The sequence below is a fragment of the Actinacidiphila sp. bgisy145 genome (genome assembly GCF_057708125.1).
In genome coordinates, this window is record NZ_JBYIRL010000010.1 from 49,330 (window position 1) to 67,869 (window position 18,540).

Sequence of the window (18,540 nt, forward strand, 5' to 3'; positions counted from 1 at the left end):
ACGGCCGCTCGCGCGGCGGACCGCGTCCCCCCGGCGCCGCAGGACGGGGCGGCCCGGGGGGACCACCCCCGGATCAGCCGTGGTAGTTGGGGGCCTCGACGGTCATCTGGATGTCGTGCGGGTGGGACTCCTTGAGCCCGGCGGCGGTGATCCGCACGAAGCGCCCCTTGGACTCCATCTCCGCGATGCCCGCCGCGCCGACGTACCCCATGGTCTGGCGCAGTCCGCCGACCAGTTGGTGCAGCACCGCCGAGAGCGGGCCGCGGTAGGGCACCTGCCCCTCGACGCCCTCGGGGACAAGCTTGTCGTCGGAGGAGACCTCGGCCTGGAAGTAGCGGTCCTTGGAGTACGAGCGGCCCTGCCCGCGCGACTGCATCGCGCCGAGCGAGCCCATCCCGCGGTAGGACTTGAACTGCTTGCCGTTGATGAACAGCAGTTCCCCGGGCGACTCCTCGCACCCGGCGAGCAGGCTGCCGAGCATGACGCTGCTCGCGCCCGCGGCCAGCGCCTTGCCGATGTCGCCGCTGTACTGGAGGCCGCCGTCGCCGATCACCGGCACCCCGGCGTCGAGGCAGACCTGCGCCGCCTCGTAGATCGCCGTGACCTGGGGGACGCCGATGCCGGCGACCACCCGGGTGGTGCAGATGGAGCCGGGCCCGACGCCGACCTTGACGCCGTCGACGCCCGCGTCCAGCAGGGCCTTGGCGCCGTCGCGGGTGGCGATGTTGCCGCCGACCACGTCGACCTGGACGCTGGACTTGATCTTGGCCATCCAGTCCAGCGCGTTGCTGTTGTGGCCGTGGGAGGTGTCGACCACCAGGAAGTCCACGCCCGCGCCGGCCAGCGCCTGGGCCCGGTCCAGCGCCTCAGGGCTGGCGCCCACGGCCGCGCCGACCAGCAGCCGGCCGTCGGCGTCCTTGGCCGCGCTCGGGTACTGCTCGGCCTTCACGAAGTCCTTGACGGTGATCAGGCCCTTGAGCAGGCCCTCTTCGTCCACCAGCGGCAGCTTCTCGATCTTGTGGCGGCGCAGCAGCTCCATCGCGTCGGCACCGGAGATGCCGACCTTGCCGGTGACCAGCGGCATCGGGGTCATGACCTCGCGCACCTGGCGGGAGCGGTCGGACTCGAAAGCCATGTCGCGGTTGGTGACGATGCCGAGCAGCCGGCCCGCCTCGTCGGTGACCGGCACACCGCTGATCCGGAACCGGGCGCACAGCGCGTCGGCCTCGCCGAGGGTGGCCTCCGGCCGGACCGTGATCGGGTCGCTGACCATGCCGGCCTCGGAGCGCTTGACCAGGTCGACCTGGCTGACCTGGTCCTCGATCGAGAGGTTGCGGTGCAGCACGCCGACGCCGCCCTGGCGGGCCATCGCGATCGCCATCCGCGCCTCGGTGACCTTGTCCATGGCGGCGGAGAGCAGCGGGATGTTCACCCGGACGTTCCGCGAGATGAGCGAGGAGGTGTCCACCTCGTTGGGCAGCACCGACGAGGCCCCCGGGAGCAGCAGCACATCGTCGTAGGTGAGTCCGAGCGTGGCGAACTTCTCGGCTACTCCGTCGGCGTTCAGCGACATGACACCTTCCCGAATGGTCTTGCCCGGCGAGTTGTTCAATGGTAGTGGCTGCGCCGCTATTCCCCTGACCGCCCGGAGCCGTCCGGTCTGTCGGGTTCGCCACCTTCGGCGACACCTTCAGCGCGCGCCTCCACGGCCCGCCTCCACCGCCCGCCCCGGGCCGCCGGAACCGCGGCCCGCCGGTCCCGCCGCTCCCGGCTACGCGCTCAGCCCGGGCGCGTCCGGTTCGGCCGCCGACACCGCGCCGGACTCCTCCGCGATGGCCCGCAGCCGGCTGAGCGCGCGGTGCTGGGCGACCCGGACCGCGCCGGGCGACATGCCCAGCACCTGACCGGTCTCCTCCGCGCTCAGGCCCACCGCGACCCGCAGCAGCACCAGCTCGCGCAGGTGGTCGGGGAGGCGGGCGAGCAGCGTACGGGCCCAGGCGGCGTCGCTGTTGAGCAGCGCGCGCTCCTCGGGCCCGAGCGAGTCGTCCGGCTTCTCCGGCATCTCGTCGGCGGGCACCGGCGCACCGGGACCGCGCATCGCGGCCCGTTGCAGGTCGGCGATCTTGTGCGAGGCGATCGACACCACGAACGCCTCGAACGGCCGGCCCAGGTCGCGGTAGCGGGGCAGCGCGCACAGCACCGCCAGGCACACCTCCTGGGCGAGGTCGTCCACGAAGTGCCGCGCGTCGCCCGGCAGACGGGACAACCGGGTGCGGCAGTACCGCTCGGCGAGGGGGTGGACGGCGGCGAGCAGGTCGTGCGTGGCCCGCTGGTCCCCGTCGACAGCGCGACGAACGAGGGCACCGATGGCCGGGGGGTCGTCGTCACGCATCCACCCATGGTGCCTCGCCGCCGGACGATTCGCCGCATCGCGTCCGGACTTCTGCACCGAAGCGTTATGCGGTCCGTCCGCCGGGGCGCCCGCCGCGGCCGCGGGAACGGTGCCGTCGACACCGCCCGAAGCGGTGTCGGGCGCGGTGCCCGCCGCGGCATCGGCCCTGCTTCCGGGCCCTGTTGGCGCCTGGGCCGGGACGGACCCGGCCCGCGCGCCGCGCGCGCTCTCCCGCCCGCCGTTCACATCGGCCGCGAGCACGGACGACTGCGCCCGCGGGCCCGCCGCAGTCATCTCCGCCATACCCGGCCCCCGCCGATCCCCGAGGAAGTCCATACGTCAAGCATGCGTCCTCCGCCGGGAAACCGGGGACCCGCCGGTGGGCACCCGGCGTTCCCGCGGCTGTGCCACGGGAGTTCGCCGAGGTCGCCGGGGGTCCGGCCGGGTGCGTACGGCTGCCGGCCCGCGGCGTGCCGCCGGTCGGCGGGCGGTCAGCGGACCAGACCCCAGCGGAAGCCGAGCGCCACCGCGTGCGCGCGGTCGGAGGCGCCGAGCTTCTTGAACAGCCGCCGGGCGTGCGTCTTGACGGTGTCCTCGGACAGGAACAGCTCACGGCCGATCTCCGCGTTGGAGCGGCCGTGGCTCATCCCTTCGAGCACCTGGATCTCGCGGGCGGTCAGGGTGGGCGCGGCGCCCATCTCGGCCGAGCGCAGCCGGCGCGGGGCCAGCCGCCAGGTCGGGTCGGCGAGCGCCTGCGTGACGGTGGCCCGCAGTTCGGCGCGCGAGGCGTCCTTGTGCAGGTAGCCGCGCGCACCGGCGGCGACGGCGAGCGCCACCCCGTCGAGGTCCTCGGCGACGGTGAGCATGATGATGCGGGCGCCGGGGTCGGCGGACAGCAGCCGCCGCACCGTCTCCACGCCGCCGAGGCCGGGCATGCGGACATCCATCAGGATGAGGTCCGAGCGGTCGGCACCCCAGCGGCGGAGGACCTCCTCGCCGTTGGCCGCGGTGGTCACGCGCTCGACGCCGGGCACGGTGGCCACCGCGCGGCGCAGGGCCTCTCGGGCGAGCGGGGAGTCGTCGCAGACGAGGACGGAAGTCATGACCGCCCCCCGCAGCTGAACCGCGTCACTTGTGCCTCCAGGCTGTACGAAGTACGAATCTTCACCGTTGGGGCTGACGGCTCGGGCATCTGCCCGAATCACGTGATTCCGCCAACCGCTTCCGCCACACTCAACGACCCTCACCCGAAAGAGTTACGACGTCGGATCGCAGTCGTGTGCACTCTACGTGATCATGCGTGTACGGATCGACCATGTCGCAGGTCAGATGGGCGAGGCGGCCGTGTTTTCCGAGGCGGCGGGCGGTCCGATTCATCCGCGCGAGGGGTACCGCGCCACTCGCGCGGCGCATCACGCGCGGTCGCGAATTATGCCAAACGGGTCTTAGGACGGATTTTGCACTGTTTGGCGGCTCTTTCCTGGTGCGTGGGGTAATCGTCGCTAGATTGGCGAAGAGTCATATTTACATCTACTACGACAGTAGATGTACGGTCGGACGTGCGGCTGAGCGAAGCCGAGCTCCCAGGCCGTCACCCACGTTTCGAGGGGATGAGCAATGGCAGACTTCTCCCGCCTTCCCGGCCCCAACGCGGACCTATGGGACTGGCAGCTGGTCGCCGCCTGCCGCGGCGTCGACAGCTCGCTGTTCTTCCACCCCGAAGGTGAGCGCGGCGCCGCCCGCAGCGCGCGGGAGGCCGCCGCCAAGGAGGTGTGCATGCGCTGCCCGGTCCGCGCGGAGTGCGCCACCCACGCCCTGGCGGTACGCGAGCCGTACGGCGTGTGGGGCGGCCTGACCGAGGACGAGCGCGAGGCCATGATGGGCCGCTCCCGCCACCGCGCCACCCCCGACCGGGACGACGACGAGCGGGAGCGCGAACGCGAGCGGGACCGCGAGCGCAAGCGGTACGACCGCTACGCCGGCACGGACCTCGACGACGCCGACACCGACGCCGCCGACGAGGCGGACGCGGCCGCGATGGACGACGACGGCCCGCACGGCCGACACGACGACTACGACCCGTACGACGGGGACGGCGACCTGGACCTGGAGCCGGATCGGGACGGCCAACCGCTGCGCATCTACTGACGTCCGGCGCCCCGCGACCGGCACCGAAGAATCGATTCTGCACACCCGGCGCACCCGGCACGGCCGCGGGCGGCTGCTCTACGGCCGCACCGCCGCCCGGCTCAGCCAGGTGAGCATCATGTCCACCGCGGGTACGCGGGCGAGGTCGGGGAGGGTGAGCGCCACGACCTCGCGCTCCACCGCGGGGGCCAGCTCCAGCACCGCCACCCCGTCGGTCCGCACCGCCGCCAGGGCGAGTTCGGGCAGTACCGCCACGCCCAGACCGGCCGCGACCAGGCCCACCACCGCCGGCGAGTCGTCGGTGGCGAAGTCGATCCGGGGGGTGAACCCGGACCGCTCACACACCTCGACCAGGTGCCGGCGGCAGCGCGGGCACCCGGCGATCCACTGCTCGGCGGCCAGCTCCTCGTACGGCACAGGCGGCGCCGTCTCGGGTGAGCGCCGCGGGCCCGCGGCGGCGAGCCGGTGCTGCTGCGGGACGAGCCCCACCAGCCGGTCGGTGAGCAGCGGGCGCACCACCAGGTCCGACCAGGACTCCTCGGACGGGGTCGGCAGGTCCACGTAGCGGAACGCGAGCGTGATGTCGCAGTCGCCCGCGCGCAGCATCTCCACCGAGGCGGGCGGCTCCGACTCGACCAGCGAGACCCGGGTGTCCGGATGGCGGGCGCGCAGCGCGGCCACCGCGGCCGGCACGAGGGTGGAGCTGCCCGAGGGGAAGGAGGCGAGCCGGACCCGTCCGGCGCGCAGGCCCGCGATCGCCGCGACCTCCTCCTCGGCGGCGGTCAGCCCGGCGAGGACCCCCGCGGCGTGGCGCACCAGCGCGTCGCCGGCCTCGGTCAGCCGCATCTCGCGGGCGCCGCGGACCAGCAGCGGGGTGCCGACGGCGTTCTCCAGGGCCTTCATCTGCTGGCTCACCGCGGGCTGGGTGCAGCCGAGGTCGCGGGCGGCGGCGGAGAAGGAGCCCGTGCGCGCCACCGCGCGCAGGACCCGGAGATGGCGTGGCTCGAGCACAGGCCGATTTTATGGCCTGCACGGCCCGGCCGGGTGCTCCGGGGCGAGCCCCCGCCCCGGGGGTAAATGGGAGGTGGCTGCTCAGGGCGCGGTCTAGGGTGCCCGGATGGACATCACGGTGGTGCGGGAGACGTTCGACGCGCAGGTCAGGCGGGGCGCGGGAGTGGTCACGCCGGAGGGGGTGGTGCGGCTGGTGGAAGGCGAGGGGGCGGCCGGGTGGGCCGGGGTGGTGTGGTCGGGGTTCGCGGCGCACGACGGTGCGCGGGCGGACGCGGCGATCGCGGCGGAGCGGGCGTGGCTGGGGTCCGCGGAGGGGGCCGGGCGGGAGTACGAGTGGAAGCTGTACTCGTACGACCTGCCGGCGGACCTGCCGCAGCGGCTCACCGCGGCCGGGTTCACCGCGGAGCCGCCAGAGACGCTGATGGTCGCGGAGGTCGCGGAGCTGGCGCAGGACACGCCGGTGCCCGAGGGCGTCCGCTTCGCGGAGGTGCGGGACGCGGCCGGGGTGGACCTGATGGCGAAGGTGCACGACGAGGCGTTCGGCACGGACTCCGGGCGGCTGCGGGACCGGCTGCTCGACCAACTCGGGGACCCGGACGTCGGCATGACGCTGGCGACGGCCGGCGGGCGGCCGGTGTGCGGCGCCCGCGTGGAGTTCCACCCGGGCACCCAGTTCGCGAGCCTCTGGGGCGGGGGCACCGTCCCGGAGTGGCGCGGGCGCGGCATCTACCGGGCCCTGGTCGCACACCGCGCCCGCACGGCCGCCGCGCGCGGCTGCCGCTACCTCCAGGTGGACGCCTCGGACCAGAGCCGCCCCATCCTCGAACGCCTCGGCTTCGCCCCCCTGGCCGTCACCACGCCCTACGTCCTGCCGTCAGCCGACCAGTGAACATACAGTCCGTCAACATCGCCCGCCCGCGGCCGAACCCGTGGAAGCGGCTCCCCGCCACGGGCATCGACAAGCGCCCGGTGCGGGGCCCGGTGGCCGTGGCGGCACCGGGCCCGAAGGGGACCGGCGCGGTCGGGCTGGCGGGTGACCGGGCGTACGACGTGAAGCACCACGGCGGGGACGACCAGGCGGTCTACGCCTACGCCCGGGAGGATCTGGACCGCTGGCAGCGCGAGTTGGGCCGGCCGCTGCCCGACGGCTGTTTCGGGGAGAACCTGACGACGGTCGGGATCGACGTCAACTCCGCGCTGATCGGGGAGCGCTGGCGGATCGGTTCGGCGCTGCTGGAGGTGTCCTGCCCGCGCATTCCGTGTGCCACCTTCGCCGGATGGCTCCAGCAGGCCGGGTGGACCCGGCGGTTCACCGCGGCGGCGGTGCCGGGGCCGTATCTGCGGGTGGTCGAGCCGGGCGAGGTGTGCGTCGGCGACGCGGTGCACGTGGTGGCACGGCCCGACCACGAGGTGACGGTCGCGCGGTCCTTCCGCGCGCTGACCACCGAGCCCGGGCTGCTGCCGCTGCTGGTCGACCTGCCTGCCTTCCCCGCCGTCGAACGCGCCGCGATCCGCCGCCGCCTGGACCGCTGACCGGACTGCTGGCCGCCCGCAGCGCCGAACGTTACGGGCCGCGGCCCGCTTCTGCCGGCTGCGTTGCACCGTGTCGCGGGGGGTCGGTGCGCTTCTAGGGTGGCGGTATGACGACTTCTGTAGTGACCGGGGCGACCGCGGGGCTGGGGGCGGCGTTCGCGCGGCGGCTCGCCTCTGACGGGCACGGGCTGGTGCTGGTGGCGCGCGACGCCGAGCGGCTGGAGCGGTCCGCGGCGGACCTGCGCGAGCGGTATGGCGTCGAGGTGGAGGTGCTTGCCGCGGACCTCGCGACGGACGCCGGGATCGCGGCGGTCGAGGAGCGGCTGAGCGCGCCCGGCCGGCCGGTGGACGTGCTGGTGAACAACGCCGGGTTCGGCAACCGCGGGGCCTTCCTCGACGCGCCGGTCGAGGACGAGCTGCGGATGCTGAAAGTGCACTGCGAGGCGGTGCTGCGGCTGACCACGGCCGCGGTGCCGGGCATGCGCGAGCGGCGCCGCGGCTTCGTGGTGAACGTCGCCTCGGTCGCCGCCTACCTGCCGCGCGGCACCTATGCGGCGAGCAAGGCGTGGGCGGTGCGGTTCACCGAGGGCGTGGCGAGCGAACTGCGCGGCTCGGGTGTGCGGTTCCTCGCCCTGTGCCCGGGGTTCGTGCGGACCGAGTTCCACGCGCGGGCCGGTATGGACTCCTCCGGGCTGCCGCCGTGGGCGTGGCTCGACGCGGACGAGGTGGTGGCGGCCGCGCTGCGCGACCTGGCCCGGGGCCGCACGGTCAGTGTCCCCTCGGCCCGCTACAAGGTGGCGGTCTCGCTCGCCCGCCATGTGCCCCCGGCCCTGTTCGGCGCCGCCGCGGGCCGGGCCGGCCGGTTCGACCCGAAGCTGCGCGGCACCCGGGGCTGAGCCGGAGCGGCGGGCGGAAAACGACCGGGCCCGCCAGGAAAACGACCGGGCCCGCCACCCCGTGACCGAGGTGGCGGGCCCGCAAGGCCGCGGAGGGGCCTGCGACGCGGGGAACGCGTCAGTGGCTGTGCCCGTGACCGCCGGCGGCGGCCTCCGGCTCCTCTTCCTTCTTCTCGACGACCAGGGTCTCGGTCGTGAGCAGCAGGGAGGCGATGGACGCCGCGTTCTCCAGCGCGGAGCGGGTGACCTTCACCGGGTCGATGACGCCGGCCTTGACCAGGTCGCCGTACTCGCCGGTGGCGGCGTTGAAGCCGTGGCCCTTGTCGAGCTCGGCGACCTTGGAGGTGATGACGTAGCCCTCCAGGCCGGCGTTCTCGGCGATCCAGCGCAGCGGCTCGACGGCGGCGCGGCGCACGACGGCGACACCGGTCGCCTCGTCACCGGACTTGCCGAGGTTGTCGCCGAGCACCTTGACCGCGTGCACGAGCGCGGAGCCACCGCCGGAGACGATGCCCTCCTCGACGGCCGCGCGGGTCGCGGAGATCGCGTCCTCCAGGCGGTGCTTCTTCTCCTTCAGCTCGACCTCGGTGGCCGCGCCGACCTTGATCACGCAGACGCCGCCGGCCAGCTTCGCCAGACGCTCCTGGAGCTTCTCGCGGTCCCAGTCGGAGTCGGTGGTGGCGATCTCGGCCTTGATCTGGCCGACCCGGCCCTCGATCTCGGCCTTGTCGCCGGCACCGTCGACGATGGTGGTCTCGTCCTTGGTGACGGTGACCCGGCGGGCGGAGCCCAGCAGGTCCAGACCGGCCTGGTCGAGCTTGAGGCCGACCTCCTCGGCGATGACGGTGGCGCCGGTCAGCGTGGCGATGTCGCCCAGCATGGCCTTGCGGCGGTCGCCGAAGCCCGGCGCCTTGACCGCGACCGCGTTGAAGGTGCCGCGGATCTTGTTGACCACCAGGGTCGACAGGGCCTCGCCCTCGACGTCCTCGGCGATGATCAGCAGCGGCTTGCTGGAGTTGGCCTGGATGACCTTCTCCAGCAGCGGCAGCAGGTCCTGGATCGAGGAGATCTTGCCCTGGTGGATGAGGATGTACGGGTCGTCGAGGACGGCCTCCATCCGCTCCTGGTCGGTGACGAAGTACGGCGACAGGTAGCCCTTGTCGAACGCCATGCCCTCGGTGAAGTCCAGCTCCAGACCGAAGGTGTTGGACTCCTCGACGGTGATGACGCCGTCCTTGCCGACCTTGTCCATCGCCTCGGCGATCAGGTCGCCGACCTGCTTGTCCTGCGCGGACAGCGCGGCGACGGCGGCGATGTCCTCCTTGCCCTCGATCGCGCGGGCGGTGGCGATCAGGTCGTCCGAGACCGCCTTGACGGCCGCGTCGATGCCCTTCTTCAGGGCGGCGGGGGAGGCGCCGGCGGCGACGTTGCGCAGGCCCTCGCGGACCAGCGCCTGCGCGAGCACGGTCGCGGTGGTGGTGCCGTCACCCGCGATGTCGTTGGTCTTGGTCGCCACCTCCTTGACGAGCTGGGCGCCCAGGTTCTCGTACGGGTCCTCGATCTCCACCTCGCGGGCGATGGTCACGCCGTCGTTGGTGATGGTCGGGGCGCCGAACTTCTTGTCGATGACGACGTTGCGGCCCTTGGGGCCGATGGTCACCTTCACGGTGTCGGCGAGCTTGTTGACGCCGCGCTCAAGGGCGCGACGGGCGTCCTCGTCGAACTTCAGGATCTTGGCCATGCCTGCGAACTACCTCATCTACTCGTATGTCGTCGTCAGTCAGTGAGGACGGTCAACGAAACCGCCCCGGCCCCGGCCAGAAGAGGGCGCGGAGTCCCGGGGCGGGATCACGGCTGTGGTGGGCCGGAAGACTACTTCTCGATGATCGCGAGAACGTCGCGCGCCGAGAGGACGAGGTACTCCTCGCCGTTGTACTTCACCTCGGTGCCGCCGTACTTGCTGTAGAGCACGACGTCGCCGACGGCGACGTCGAGCGGCAGGCGGTTGCCGTCCTCGAAGCGGCCCGGGCCCACGGCCAGGACGACGCCCTCCTGGGGCTTCTCCTTGGCGGTGTCCGGGATGACCAGGCCCGAGGCCGTGGTCTGCTCGGCATCGAGCGGCTGGACCACGATGCGGTCCTCGAGCGGCTTGATGGCAACCTTGGTGCTGGCGGTCGTCACGATCCGACCTCCCCCTTCAAAGGGCTCACGGGAGTGTCTGTCTGGGTCGGCGACCTGGTAGGCCCGTCGTCGCGGGTGCCGGACCTGCCCGTCGCTGAGTTCTGGCACTCAGCGGTGCCGAGTGCCAGAACCGAGACTAGGACGCACTTAGCACTCGGTCAAGCGGAGTGCCAACGGATGCCCCGAAGGGGGTCGGCGACCGGCGGCGCCCGCGCGCCGGGGCCGCCGCGGCAGCGCGCACAATGGGGCGGGTGACACCCGAGGACCTCGATGCCCTGCTCGCACCCGAAGGGCAGGAACTGCTGCGCGAGTTGCGCGACCACGACCCGGCCGACGAGCTGGCCGCGGCCACCCGGCTGCGGCGCACCCACCCGCCGGAGCTGGTCTCCGCGGCGCTCGGACAGGCCCGGCTGCGGCAGCGCGCCGCCGCGAAGTTCGCCGCCGATGACGCCGCGCGGATGTACTTCACGCCCAACGGCGTCGAGCAGGCCACCCGCGCCGCCGTCGCCGCCCACCGGGCCGCCCGCTTCCGCGCGTTGGGCGTGCGGCGGCTGGCCGACCTGTGCGGCGGCATCGGCGGCGACGCGGTCGCGCTGGCCCGCGCGGGCATCGAGGTGCTCGCGGTCGACCGGGACCCGCTCACCTGCGCGGTCGCCCGGGCCAACGCGCGGGCGCTGGGCCTGGCCGACCGGATCGAGGTGCGCTGCGCGGACGTGGCGGACGCGGACACCGCCGGCTGCGACGCGGTGTTCGTGGACCCGGCGCGCCGTTCGGGGCGGGGCCGCACCTTCGACCCGGAGGCGTACTCCCCGCCGCTGTCCTGGGCGCTGGCCGCGGCCCGCACGGTGCCGTACGCGGCGGTGAAGGTGGCGCCCGGGGTGCCGCACGAGGCGGTGCCCGCCGACGCGGAGGCGGAGTGGGTCTCGGACCGGGGCGAGGTGAAGGAGGCGGCGCTGTGGTTCGGCACCGGGCCCGGCACCGTCCGCGCCACGCTGCTGCCGGGCGGGGCGGAGCTGACCGCGCCCGGCCCGCCGCCGGCCCCGCCGGTGCGGCCGGTGGGGCGGTACCTGTACGAGCCGGACGGCGCGGTCATCCGCGCGCACCTGGTCGCCCTGGTCGCGAGCGAGGTGGGCGGCGGGCTGATCGACCCGACCATCGCCTACGTCACCGGCGACGACCCGCACCCGACGCCGTACGCGGCCGCGTACGAGATCCGGGACGCGCTGCCCTTCGGCCTCAAGCGGCTCAAGGCGCTGCTGCGCGAACGCGAGGTGGGGCGGCTGACGGTGAAGAAGCGCGGGTTCGCCATGGAGCCGGAGGAGGTACGGCGCCGGGTGCGGCCGCAGGGGCCGCACGAGGCGACGGTGTTCCTGACCCGGGTGGCGGGCGAGCCGGCGATGCTGATCGGCGCGCCGGCGGCGTGGGACGGGCGGCTCAGGGCCTGACCGCGACCGACACGAACCGCCAGCGGTGCACCTGGCGGCGGACCAGTTCCGGCGGCGGGTCCGGCAGTTCGGGCAGCTCGGCGCCGTAGGGCGCGTCCCACCAGCTGATGACGAGCACCCGGTCGCCGGGCGCGGTCAGGTACTCCACCCGCTGGGGCTGCCCGGCCAGCTCCTGCTGCCGCGCCCAGTCAAGGAGTTCGGCGCCGCGCTCGTCGGCCGCGGCCGCCTCCCACATCAGCGTGACGGTCATCCGTACAGGTTGTCCTTGCTCAACTCGTGCACATGGTCGTGGTCATGGGCGTGGCTGTGGGTGTGGCCGTGCTCGGGGCCGTGATCGGGGCCGTGGGTGTGGCCGGGCACCGAGATCTCGGTGACCGGCAGCGAGGAGTCCGCGGGCAGGTCGAGCGTGGAGGCCGAGCGGCCGCGGGCGACCATCTCGGCGCCGAGCGCGGCGACCATCGCGCCGTTGTCCGTGCACAGCCCGGGGCGGGGCACCCGCAGCCGGATGCCCGCGTCCTCGCAGCGCTGCTGGGCGAGCGCGCGCAGCCGGGAGTTGGCCGCCACTCCCCCGCCGATCATCAGGTGGTCGACGCCGTTGTCCTTGCAGGCGCGGACGGCCTTGCGGGTCAGCACGTCGACCACGGCCTCCTGGAAGGACGCCGCCACGTCGGCGACCGGCACGTCCTGGCCGTCCCGGCGGCGGGCCTCGACCCAGCGGGCGACGGCGGTCTTCAGGCCGGAGAAGGAGAAGTCGTAGCGCGGGTCGCGGCCGCCGGTCAGGCCGCGCGGGAAGGCGATCGCCCGCGGGTCGCCGTCGCGGGCGTAGCGGTCGATCACCGGGCCGCCGGGGAAGCCGAGGCCGAGCACCCGGGCGACCTTGTCGAACGCCTCACCGGCCGCGTCGTCGATGGTCGCGCCGAGCGGGCGGACGTCGCTGGTGATGTCGGGGGCCAGCAGCAGCGAGGAGTGGCCGCCGGAGACCAGCAGCGCCATCGTCGGCTCGGGCAGCGCGCCGTGTTCGAGCTGGTCGACGCAGATGTGCGAGGCGAGGTGGTTGACGCCGTACAGCGGCTTGCCGAGCGCGTACGCGTACGCCTTGGCGGCCGAGACGCCGACCAGCAGCGCACCGGCCAGGCCCGGGCCCGCGGTGACGGCGATGCCGTCCAGGTCGTGGGCGCTGACCCCGGCCTCCTTCAGGGCGCGCTGGACGGTCGGGACCATCGCCTCCAGGTGCGCGCGGCTGGCGACTTCGGGCACCACGCCGCCGTACCGGGCGTGCTCGTCGACGCTGGAGGCGACGGCGTCGGCGAGCAGGGTGTGACCGCGGACGACGCCGACGCCGGTCTCGTCGCAGGAGGTCTCGATCCCCAGGACCAGGGGTTCGTCTGCCATTACTTCCTCAGATCCTCGGTTCCTCAAGGTCAACGGCGAAGGTGCGCGCCGGGTCGGACAGCCGCATCACGAGCGCGTCCACGTTGCCGGGCTGGTAGTAGCCGCGGCGCACGCCGATGGGCTCGAAGCCGAAGCGCTGGTAGAGGCGCTGGGCGCGGGGGTTGTCCACCCGCACCTCCAGCAGGACCTCGTGGCACTCGGCGGCGGTCGCCGCGCGCAGCAGTTCGGTGAGCAGGCGGCCGCCGAGGCCGCTGCCCCACTGGTCGCGGGCGGTGGCGATGGTCTGCACGTCGCCGGTGCCGGCCACGGCCGCGAAGCCGGCGTAGCCGACGATCCGCGGGGCGGGCCCGTCCTGCTGCTCGGCGACCAGGTAGGTGCGGGTGGCGGCCGGGTGCCGGGCGTCGGCGAGTTCGGACCAGAACATGCCGCGCGACCAGGCGTCCTCGGGGAAGAGGTCCTGTTCGAGGGCGGTCACGGCGTCCAGGTCCCACCAGCGCATGGCCCGCAGGGTGGCTCCGCCCGCGGGGGCCGCGCCGGTGTGCTCGGTCACTTCGGCAGGACCGCCTTGTAGCCGGCCGGCACCTGGGCGTCGGGGCGGCGCAGGTACAGCGGCCGGGCGGGCCCGAACTCCTCGCCCGCGGCCAGCCGGTGGGCGGCGAGCGCCGCGAGCGCGCCGGCCGACTGGTGCGCCGGGTCGGGGCGGTGGTCGGTGAAGACCTCCGGGTAGAGCGCGGCGCCCGCGCCGACCGCGGGCAGGCCGGCGACCGCGGCGGCGATGTCGGCCGGGCGGTCCACGGCGGGCTCGCCGGCGCGGTGCAGCGGGCCGTCGTAGCGCGCCCAGTAGACCTCCTTGCGGCGGGCGTCGGTGGCCACCGCGAACGGGCCGTCGAGCCCGGCCTCACCGGCCGCCCAGGCCAGCCCGTCGAGCGTGCAGACGCCGTGCACGGGCACGCCGAGCGCGTCGCCGAAGGACGCGGCGGTGACCAGGCCCACCCGCAGCCCGGTGTACGGGCCGGGGCCGGTGCCGACCACGACGCCGGTGACGTCGGCGAGGGCGCGGCCGGCGGCGGCCAGCACCCGGTCGACGGCGGGCACCAGCAGTTCGCCGTGCCGGCGCGCGTCGATCACGGTGGACTCGGCGAGCACCTGCTCCCCGTCGTGCAGGGCGGCGGTCACGGCGGGTGTGGCGGTGTCGAAGGCAAGCAGCAGCACGCCCCAAGCCTACGGCGCGCGGGCGGCGCGGCGGGGCGCCAGGGGCGCAGCCGGCCTGACTGCTACGTTCAATTCAGACAAAAGCCTTATTCGGCATATATGACAGCCGGTGCGGCGGTGGGCCGACCCGGCGGGAGGACGGCGGCCGTGGTGCGGATCGGTTCGGGGGTCGCGGTGGCCGGGTTCCTCGCGACGGCGATCGCGGTGGTGGGGGTGCTCACGGCGGCCGCGGTGGACGCGCCGCCCCGCCACCCCGCGGGCGGCGCGCACGGGGGCGCGAGCGGCACGCCCGCCCCGCCGGCCACGGCGTCCGGCTCCCCCGCGTCCGCCGCGCCGACCGCGCTCCCCTCCGCCGGCGGGCACGGCGCCCGGGTCGTCTACAGCCTCGGCCGGCACCGGGTGTGGCTGGTCGACGAGCGGGGCGGGGTGCTGCGTACCTACGAAGTGCGCGCGGGCCGGATCGCCCCGGCGCGCGGCACGCACCGCGTCTTCGCCCGCGAGCGCGGGCAGGTCGTGCTCTTCGCATCCACCGATGGAGTGAACGTCGGATTCGCGCCCGCCGCGAGCGCGGGGGCCTCCGGCGCCGTGATCCGCGAGGCGCCCGACGACGCGGCCGTGCTCTGGCAGCACGCGCCCACGGGCTCCCTCGTGGCCGTGGTGCCGTAATCCCCGGCCGCATGGAGGGCGGCCCTTACGCCGTACGGCGCTCCGGGTGCTCCGGGGCGGCGCGCCGCTCCTCGTCCTCGTCGCAGGAGGGCGGGGTGGAGACCGTACGGGCGGCCGCGCAGGCCACGAGGAGGTCCCGCACCGAGGGCACCGCGCAGGCGGGCTCGGGGCCGGCCCCGGCGGCACCGGGTTCCACCGGCCCGGCGGGCGCGTCGGCTGTGTCGGGCGCTGCGGGTGTTTCGCGCGCCATGGGCGTTTCGGGTCCTGCGGGCACCACGGGCTCCGCTGGCGCCGTCGGTGCCGGAGCCTGTGCGGCAGCGTCGCCGTGGGACGTCATGCGCGCCTCCCCGGGGAGAGAAGTTAGGCAACCCTAAGAGGGCGGCCGCTACCAGCACACCACGGCCACCCGCTCCCGCGCAACATCTTCCCGACAGAGTGTCGGCGCGAACCTGCGGCCCGCGCGGGCCGCTCAGAGGACCAGCGGCGCCAGGTCCTGACCGGCCCAGCGCGGCCCGATCCCGATCACGGTCACCTCACGGGTGTCGTCGCCCTCCGCCGGCTCCGCGCCGGGCCCGGCATCCGCTCCGGCCGCGGCTCCCTCCGTGCCGTGTGCGCCGCCCTTCGCGCGGCCGCGCTCCTCGCCGAGCGTGCGGCCGATCACCACCTGGAGCCGCGCGTCGGACAGGTCCTCGACCTTGCCCTCGCCCCACTCCACCACCACCACGGACTCCGGCAGCGAGACGTCGAGGTCCAGGTCCTCCATCTCGTCCAGCCCGCCGCCCAGCCGGTAGGCGTCCACGTGGACCAGCGCGGGACCGCCGGTGAGCGAGGGGTGCACCCGGGCGATGACGAACGTCGGCGAGGTCACCGCCCCGCGCACGCCGAGCGCCTCGCCCAGTCCCCGGGTGAGCGTGGTCTTGCCCGCGCCAAGCTCGCCGGTGAGCAGCACCAGGTCGCCGGGAAGCAGCAGCGCGGCGAGCCGTCTGCCCAGCTCACGCATGTCTTCCGCGGTGTGTACGGTGATCCGGACCGCGTGCGCGTCCTCGGCGGTGCCCGCGCCCGCGGGATAAGGGTCGTGCGGATTGCCCATGGTGGCGAATGCTACGCGTCGAGCGCGGCCGTCAGCTCGCGCAGCCGCGGCGGTACGGGCACGCGCGCGCCCTCCGCGGCCCGGGCGACCAGTGCCGCCAGCGCCGGCCCGACCAGCTCGGGCCGCTCGAACAGCACCAGGTGGCCGGCGCCGGGCACCACCACCAGCTCGGCGGCCGGCAGCTGCGCCGCCATCTCCGCGCTGTGCGCGCTCGGCAGCAGCAGGTCCGCGCTCCCGGCCAGCACCAGCGCGGGCAGACCGTCGAACGCGGCCAGCGCCTCGCTCTTCTCGTGTGCGGTGAACGCCGGGTAGAACTCGGCCACCACGTCGATCGGGGTGGCCTCGATCAGCCGCTCGGCGAACCGGGCCACGGCCGGGTCGACGTCCTTCGAACCGAAGCTGTAGCGCTTGATGACGCCCCCGAACAGCTCGGCGGTGGCCCGCCGGCCGCGCTCCACCAGTTCCGCCTGCCGGCCCATCACCCGCAGCAGCCCGGGCGCGACCGCGCGGAACGCCCGCGCCCCGACCGCGGGCAGCCCGAGCGTGTCCGCGGCGAGCTTGCCCGACGCGGTGGAGATCAGCGCGACCCCGGCGACGCGCTCGCGGACGTACCGCGGGTACTGGTCGGCGAAGGCCATCACCGTCATGCCGCCCATGGAGTGCCCGACCAGCACCACCGGGCCCTCCGGCGCCACCGCGTCCAGCACCGCCTTCAGGTCGCGGCCCAACTGGTCGATGGTGGCGGGCTCCCCCGCGAGCTGGTCCCGGCCGCGCTCGCTGCGGCCGTGGCTGCGCTGGTCCCAGTAGACCGAGCGCACCACGCCGCGCAGCAGCGCCCGCTGGAAGTGCCAGGAGTCCTGGCTGAGGCAGTAGCCGTGGGAGAAGACCACGGTGAGCGGCGGCCGCGGCCCGCCCGCACCGGCGCCCTTGCCCGCCTCCGGCCCCGGGTCCGCGCCGCGCCCGCGCAGCCAGCCGCGCCTGGCGGCCCGCGGCGGGCGCACCGGCTCCGGCTCGGTCTCGGACCGCGGCGCGGGCGGCGCCTCGTCGACCTCGTAGTACAGCTCGGTGCCGTCCTCGGCGACGGCGATGCCGGGGGTGCCGCGCAGGCTGCCGTACGGGCCGGCGGCGTCGAGGGCGAGCTGTGCGCGGCGGCGCACCCCGCGGCCCACGGTGGCCCGCTCGATCGCCACGCCCGCGGCCGCGCCCGCCGCCACCACGCCGATCGCGGCACCGACCAGCCCGGCCCGCTCCCACTTCATCCCCGCTCCCTCCGCCATCGGTCAGCCGCTCCGGCCGTACGGTCCCCGCGGGCGGCCGCGCACCGGCGCGGCGGGGACGAGGACACAGGCTCGCGCGCGGACGGGGGCGCAGGTACTCATGCCGGCTCGCCGACGTACAGCCGCGGCACCCGGGCGCCGATCCGGGTGACGATCTCGTAGGCGATGGTGCCGCAGGCGCGCGCCCAGTCCTCGGCGGTCGGCTCGCCCGCGTCGCCCGGGCCGAAGAGCACCGCCTCGTCGCCCGGCGCCGCGCTGTCACCGCCGAGGTCCACCACGAACTGGTCCATCGCCACCCGTCCCGCCACCGTGCGCCATTTGCCGGCCACCAGTACCGGGCCGGTGCCCGACGCGTGTCGCGGCACACCGTCTGCATACCCCAGGGGCACCAGCGCAAGCGTGGTCTCACCCGGGGTGACGTAGCGGTGGCCGTAGCTGACGCCGTGCCCGCCGGGGACGCGCTTGACCGAGGCGAGCCGGGCGGCCAGCGTCATCACCGGGCGCAGCCCGAAGTCCGCGGGGGCGCCGAGCTGGGGCACCGGGGAGATCCCGTACATCGCGACGCCGGGCCGCACCAGGTCGAAGTGCGCCTCGGGGAGGGTGAGGGTGCCGGGCGAGTTCGCCAGGTGCCGCACCTCCGGGTCGAGCCCGGCGTCCGCGGCCTGGGCCAGCGCGGTGCGGAACGCGGCGAGTTCGCGGGCGATCGAGGGGTGGTCGGGTTCGTCGGCGCAGGAGAAGTGCGACCACACCCCGGTGACGCGGATGGTGCCCTCGCGCTCCGCGGCGCGGGCGGCGCGGGTCAGGTCCGGCCAGTCCGCGGGTTGCGCGCCGTTGCGGCCCAGCCCGGTGTCGATCTTCAGCTGGACGCGGGCGGTGCGCTGGGCCGCGCGGGCCGCGGCGACCACCTCGTCCAGGGCCCAACGGGCGCTGACCGTCACGTCGATGTCGGCCTCGACGCACTCCTGCCAGGGCCCGCCGGGGGTCCACAGCCAGCACAGGACGCGACCGGTGAGGCCGGCCGCGCGCAGGGCCAGCGCTTCCTGCGGGGTGGCCGCGCCCAGCCACTGCGCGCCCGCCTGCTGTGCGGCGCGCGCGCACGCCACCATGCCGTGGCCGTACGCGTCGGCCTTCACCACCGCCATGAACGCGGCGGTGGGCGCGTGCGCGCGCAGGGCCGCGACGTTCGAGCGGAGCGCGGCGAGGTCGATCAGGGCGGTGGCGCGCAGCGCGGGGGGGAGGGGCGAGGGGGTGGGCATGGTGGCAGGTCCTTGCGGGTCCTTGCAGGGGGCTTTTTGCG

The 18,540-nt window shown here is 74.8% G+C and carries 19 protein-coding genes and 1 pseudogene; 6 read left to right on the plus strand and 14 right to left on the minus strand.

The annotated features are described in order from the left end of the window. Positions 1-73 precede the first annotated feature (73 nt). The 3 genes from guaB to AC3ERT_RS11280 form a co-directional block, all read right to left on the minus strand. Positions 74-1,573: an IMP dehydrogenase gene (gene guaB / locus AC3ERT_RS11270; protein WP_435125074.1), complete on the minus strand. Its 1,500-nt coding sequence runs from the start codon at positions 1,571-1,573 to the stop codon at positions 74-76. 198 nt (positions 1,574-1,771) lie between these two features. Further along, positions 1,772-2,392, minus strand: a complete 621-nt coding sequence (gene shbA, locus AC3ERT_RS11275) for an RNA polymerase sigma factor ShbA (RefSeq protein WP_335978176.1) — start codon at positions 2,390-2,392, stop codon at positions 1,772-1,774. A gap of 491 nt (positions 2,393-2,883) precedes the next feature. After that, entirely contained in the window at positions 2,884-3,495 is a 612-nt protein-coding gene (locus tag AC3ERT_RS11280; RefSeq protein ID WP_003948568.1) for a response regulator transcription factor, read from the minus strand. A gap of 514 nt (positions 3,496-4,009) precedes the next feature. Between AC3ERT_RS11280 and AC3ERT_RS11285 the strand changes: the two are divergent. Continuing rightward, a pseudogene (locus AC3ERT_RS11285) lies at positions 4,010-4,300 on the plus strand (WhiB family transcriptional regulator); the annotation flags it as partial. 318 nt (positions 4,301-4,618) lie between these two features. Here AC3ERT_RS11285 and AC3ERT_RS11290 read toward each other — a convergent pair. After that, on the minus strand, positions 4,619-5,551 hold the full coding sequence (locus tag AC3ERT_RS11290; protein ID WP_335978177.1) for a LysR family transcriptional regulator: 933 nt from the start codon (positions 5,549-5,551) through the stop codon (positions 4,619-4,621). A 106-nt stretch (positions 5,552-5,657) separates the two neighbouring features. Here AC3ERT_RS11290 and AC3ERT_RS11295 point away from each other — a divergent pair, with 106 nt between their 5' ends. The 3 genes from AC3ERT_RS11295 (at position 5,658) to AC3ERT_RS11305 (ending at position 7,980) form a co-directional block, all read left to right on the plus strand. Then, positions 5,658-6,440 carry a GNAT family N-acetyltransferase gene (locus AC3ERT_RS11295; RefSeq protein ID WP_335978178.1) on the plus strand — a complete coding sequence of 261 codons (783 nt, stop codon included), beginning with the start codon at positions 5,658-5,660 and terminating at the stop codon, positions 6,438-6,440. Further along, positions 6,437-7,084, plus strand: coding sequence for an MOSC domain-containing protein (locus AC3ERT_RS11300; RefSeq protein ID WP_435173862.1), 648 nt, complete (start codon positions 6,437-6,439; stop codon positions 7,082-7,084). The genes AC3ERT_RS11295 and AC3ERT_RS11300 overlap by 4 nt, the downstream gene beginning before the upstream one ends. 107 nt (positions 7,085-7,191) lie before the next feature. Beyond that, positions 7,192-7,980 carry an SDR family NAD(P)-dependent oxidoreductase gene (locus tag AC3ERT_RS11305; protein ID WP_435173864.1) on the plus strand — a complete coding sequence of 263 codons (789 nt, stop codon included), beginning with the start codon at positions 7,192-7,194 and terminating at the stop codon, positions 7,978-7,980. Positions 7,981-8,098: 118 nt separating this feature from the next. On the opposite strand, the gene groL is transcribed toward AC3ERT_RS11305, so the two are convergent. Both groL and groES read right to left on the minus strand, forming a co-directional pair. Continuing rightward, positions 8,099-9,721 (minus strand): chaperonin GroEL, encoded by a 1,623-nt coding sequence (groL, locus tag AC3ERT_RS11310; protein WP_335978180.1) that lies wholly within the window; start codon positions 9,719-9,721, stop codon positions 8,099-8,101. Positions 9,722-9,852: 131 nt separating this feature from the next. Next, on the minus strand, positions 9,853-10,161 hold the full coding sequence (gene groES / locus AC3ERT_RS11315; RefSeq protein WP_033177833.1) for a co-chaperone GroES: 309 nt from the start codon (positions 10,159-10,161) through the stop codon (positions 9,853-9,855). A gap of 242 nt (positions 10,162-10,403) precedes the next feature. On the opposite strand from groES, the gene AC3ERT_RS11320 reads away from it, so the two are divergent. Beyond that, positions 10,404-11,606, plus strand: a complete 1,203-nt coding sequence (locus AC3ERT_RS11320) for a class I SAM-dependent methyltransferase (protein ID WP_335978183.1) — start codon at positions 10,404-10,406, stop codon at positions 11,604-11,606. Here AC3ERT_RS11320 and AC3ERT_RS11325 read toward each other — a convergent pair. From AC3ERT_RS11325 to tsaB, 4 genes are read right to left on the minus strand one after another with little or no spacing between them, the layout of a single operon-like run. After that, positions 11,596-11,856 (minus strand): hypothetical protein, encoded by a 261-nt coding sequence (locus tag AC3ERT_RS11325; RefSeq protein ID WP_335978185.1) that lies wholly within the window; start codon positions 11,854-11,856, stop codon positions 11,596-11,598. The genes AC3ERT_RS11320 and AC3ERT_RS11325 overlap by 11 nt on opposite strands. Continuing rightward, positions 11,853-12,998, minus strand: coding sequence for a tRNA (adenosine(37)-N6)-threonylcarbamoyltransferase complex transferase subunit TsaD (gene tsaD / locus AC3ERT_RS11330; RefSeq protein WP_435173867.1), 1,146 nt, complete (start codon positions 12,996-12,998; stop codon positions 11,853-11,855). Before tsaD ends, AC3ERT_RS11325 begins: the two co-directional genes overlap by 4 nt. Positions 12,999-13,005: 7 nt before the next feature. Further along, positions 13,006-13,497 carry a ribosomal protein S18-alanine N-acetyltransferase gene (gene rimI, locus AC3ERT_RS11335; protein ID WP_335978527.1) on the minus strand — a complete coding sequence of 164 codons (492 nt, stop codon included), beginning with the start codon at positions 13,495-13,497 and terminating at the stop codon, positions 13,006-13,008. Between the two features lie 47 nt (positions 13,498-13,544). Continuing rightward, complete coding sequence (gene tsaB / locus AC3ERT_RS11340; RefSeq protein WP_335978187.1) at positions 13,545-14,210, minus strand: tRNA (adenosine(37)-N6)-threonylcarbamoyltransferase complex dimerization subunit type 1 TsaB; 666 nt, start codon at positions 14,208-14,210, stop codon at positions 13,545-13,547. Positions 14,211-14,309: 99 nt separating this feature from the next. On the opposite strand from tsaB, the gene AC3ERT_RS11345 reads away from it, so the two are divergent. Beyond that, positions 14,310-14,876, plus strand: coding sequence for a hypothetical protein (locus AC3ERT_RS11345; protein WP_435173869.1), 567 nt, complete (start codon positions 14,310-14,312; stop codon positions 14,874-14,876). Positions 14,877-14,901: 25 nt separating this feature from the next. On the opposite strand, the gene AC3ERT_RS11350 is transcribed toward AC3ERT_RS11345, so the two are convergent. From AC3ERT_RS11350 to alr, 4 genes are all read right to left on the minus strand, one after another. After that, positions 14,902-15,126, minus strand: coding sequence for a hypothetical protein (locus tag AC3ERT_RS11350; protein ID WP_435125102.1), 225 nt, complete (start codon positions 15,124-15,126; stop codon positions 14,902-14,904). 219 nt (positions 15,127-15,345) lie between these two features. Further along, positions 15,346-15,966, minus strand: coding sequence for a tRNA (adenosine(37)-N6)-threonylcarbamoyltransferase complex ATPase subunit type 1 TsaE (gene tsaE / locus AC3ERT_RS11355; RefSeq protein ID WP_435173870.1), 621 nt, complete (start codon positions 15,964-15,966; stop codon positions 15,346-15,348). Positions 15,967-15,977: 11 nt separating this feature from the next. Then, positions 15,978-17,225: an alpha/beta fold hydrolase gene (locus AC3ERT_RS11360; RefSeq protein ID WP_435173872.1), complete on the minus strand. Its 1,248-nt coding sequence runs from the start codon at positions 17,223-17,225 to the stop codon at positions 15,978-15,980. 116 nt (positions 17,226-17,341) lie between these two features. After that, positions 17,342-18,499 (minus strand): alanine racemase, encoded by a 1,158-nt coding sequence (alr, locus tag AC3ERT_RS11365; RefSeq protein ID WP_435125111.1) that lies wholly within the window; start codon positions 18,497-18,499, stop codon positions 17,342-17,344. Positions 18,500-18,540 lie beyond the last annotated feature (41 nt).

Coding starts and splice junctions, on each gene's coding strand:
- guaB (WP_435125074.1), bottom strand. CDS start 1,573: ATGTCGCTGAACGCCGACGGAGTAGCCGAGAAGTTCGCCACGCTCGGA.
- shbA (WP_335978176.1), bottom strand. CDS start 2,392: ATGCGTGACGACGACCCCCCGGCCATCGGTGCCCTCGTTCGTCGCGCT.
- AC3ERT_RS11280 (WP_003948568.1), bottom strand. CDS start 3,495: ATGACTTCCGTCCTCGTCTGCGACGACTCCCCGCTCGCCCGAGAGGCC.
- AC3ERT_RS11295 (WP_335978178.1), top strand. CDS start 5,658: ATGGACATCACGGTGGTGCGGGAGACGTTCGACGCGCAGGTCAGGCGG.
- AC3ERT_RS11305 (WP_435173864.1), top strand. CDS start 7,192: ATGACGACTTCTGTAGTGACCGGGGCGACCGCGGGGCTGGGGGCGGCG.
- groL (WP_335978180.1), bottom strand. CDS start 9,721: ATGGCCAAGATCCTGAAGTTCGACGAGGACGCCCGTCGCGCCCTTGAG.
- AC3ERT_RS11320 (WP_335978183.1), top strand. CDS start 10,404: ATGGGGCGGGTGACACCCGAGGACCTCGATGCCCTGCTCGCACCCGAA.
- AC3ERT_RS11325 (WP_335978185.1), bottom strand. CDS start 11,856: ATGACCGTCACGCTGATGTGGGAGGCGGCCGCGGCCGACGAGCGCGGC.
- tsaD (WP_435173867.1), bottom strand. CDS start 12,998: ATGGCAGACGAACCCCTGGTCCTGGGGATCGAGACCTCCTGCGACGAG.
- rimI (WP_335978527.1), bottom strand. CDS start 13,497: ATGCGCTGGTGGGACCTGGACGCCGTGACCGCCCTCGAACAGGACCTC.
- AC3ERT_RS11345 (WP_435173869.1), top strand. CDS start 14,310: ATGACAGCCGGTGCGGCGGTGGGCCGACCCGGCGGGAGGACGGCGGCC.
- AC3ERT_RS11350 (WP_435125102.1), bottom strand. CDS start 15,126: ATGGCGCGCGAAACACCCGCAGCGCCCGACACAGCCGACGCGCCCGCC.
- tsaE (WP_435173870.1), bottom strand. CDS start 15,966: ATGGGCAATCCGCACGACCCTTATCCCGCGGGCGCGGGCACCGCCGAG.
- AC3ERT_RS11360 (WP_435173872.1), bottom strand. CDS start 17,225: ATGAAGTGGGAGCGGGCCGGGCTGGTCGGTGCCGCGATCGGCGTGGTG.
- alr (WP_435125111.1), bottom strand. CDS start 18,499: ATGCCCACCCCCTCGCCCCTCCCCCCCGCGCTGCGCGCCACCGCCCTG.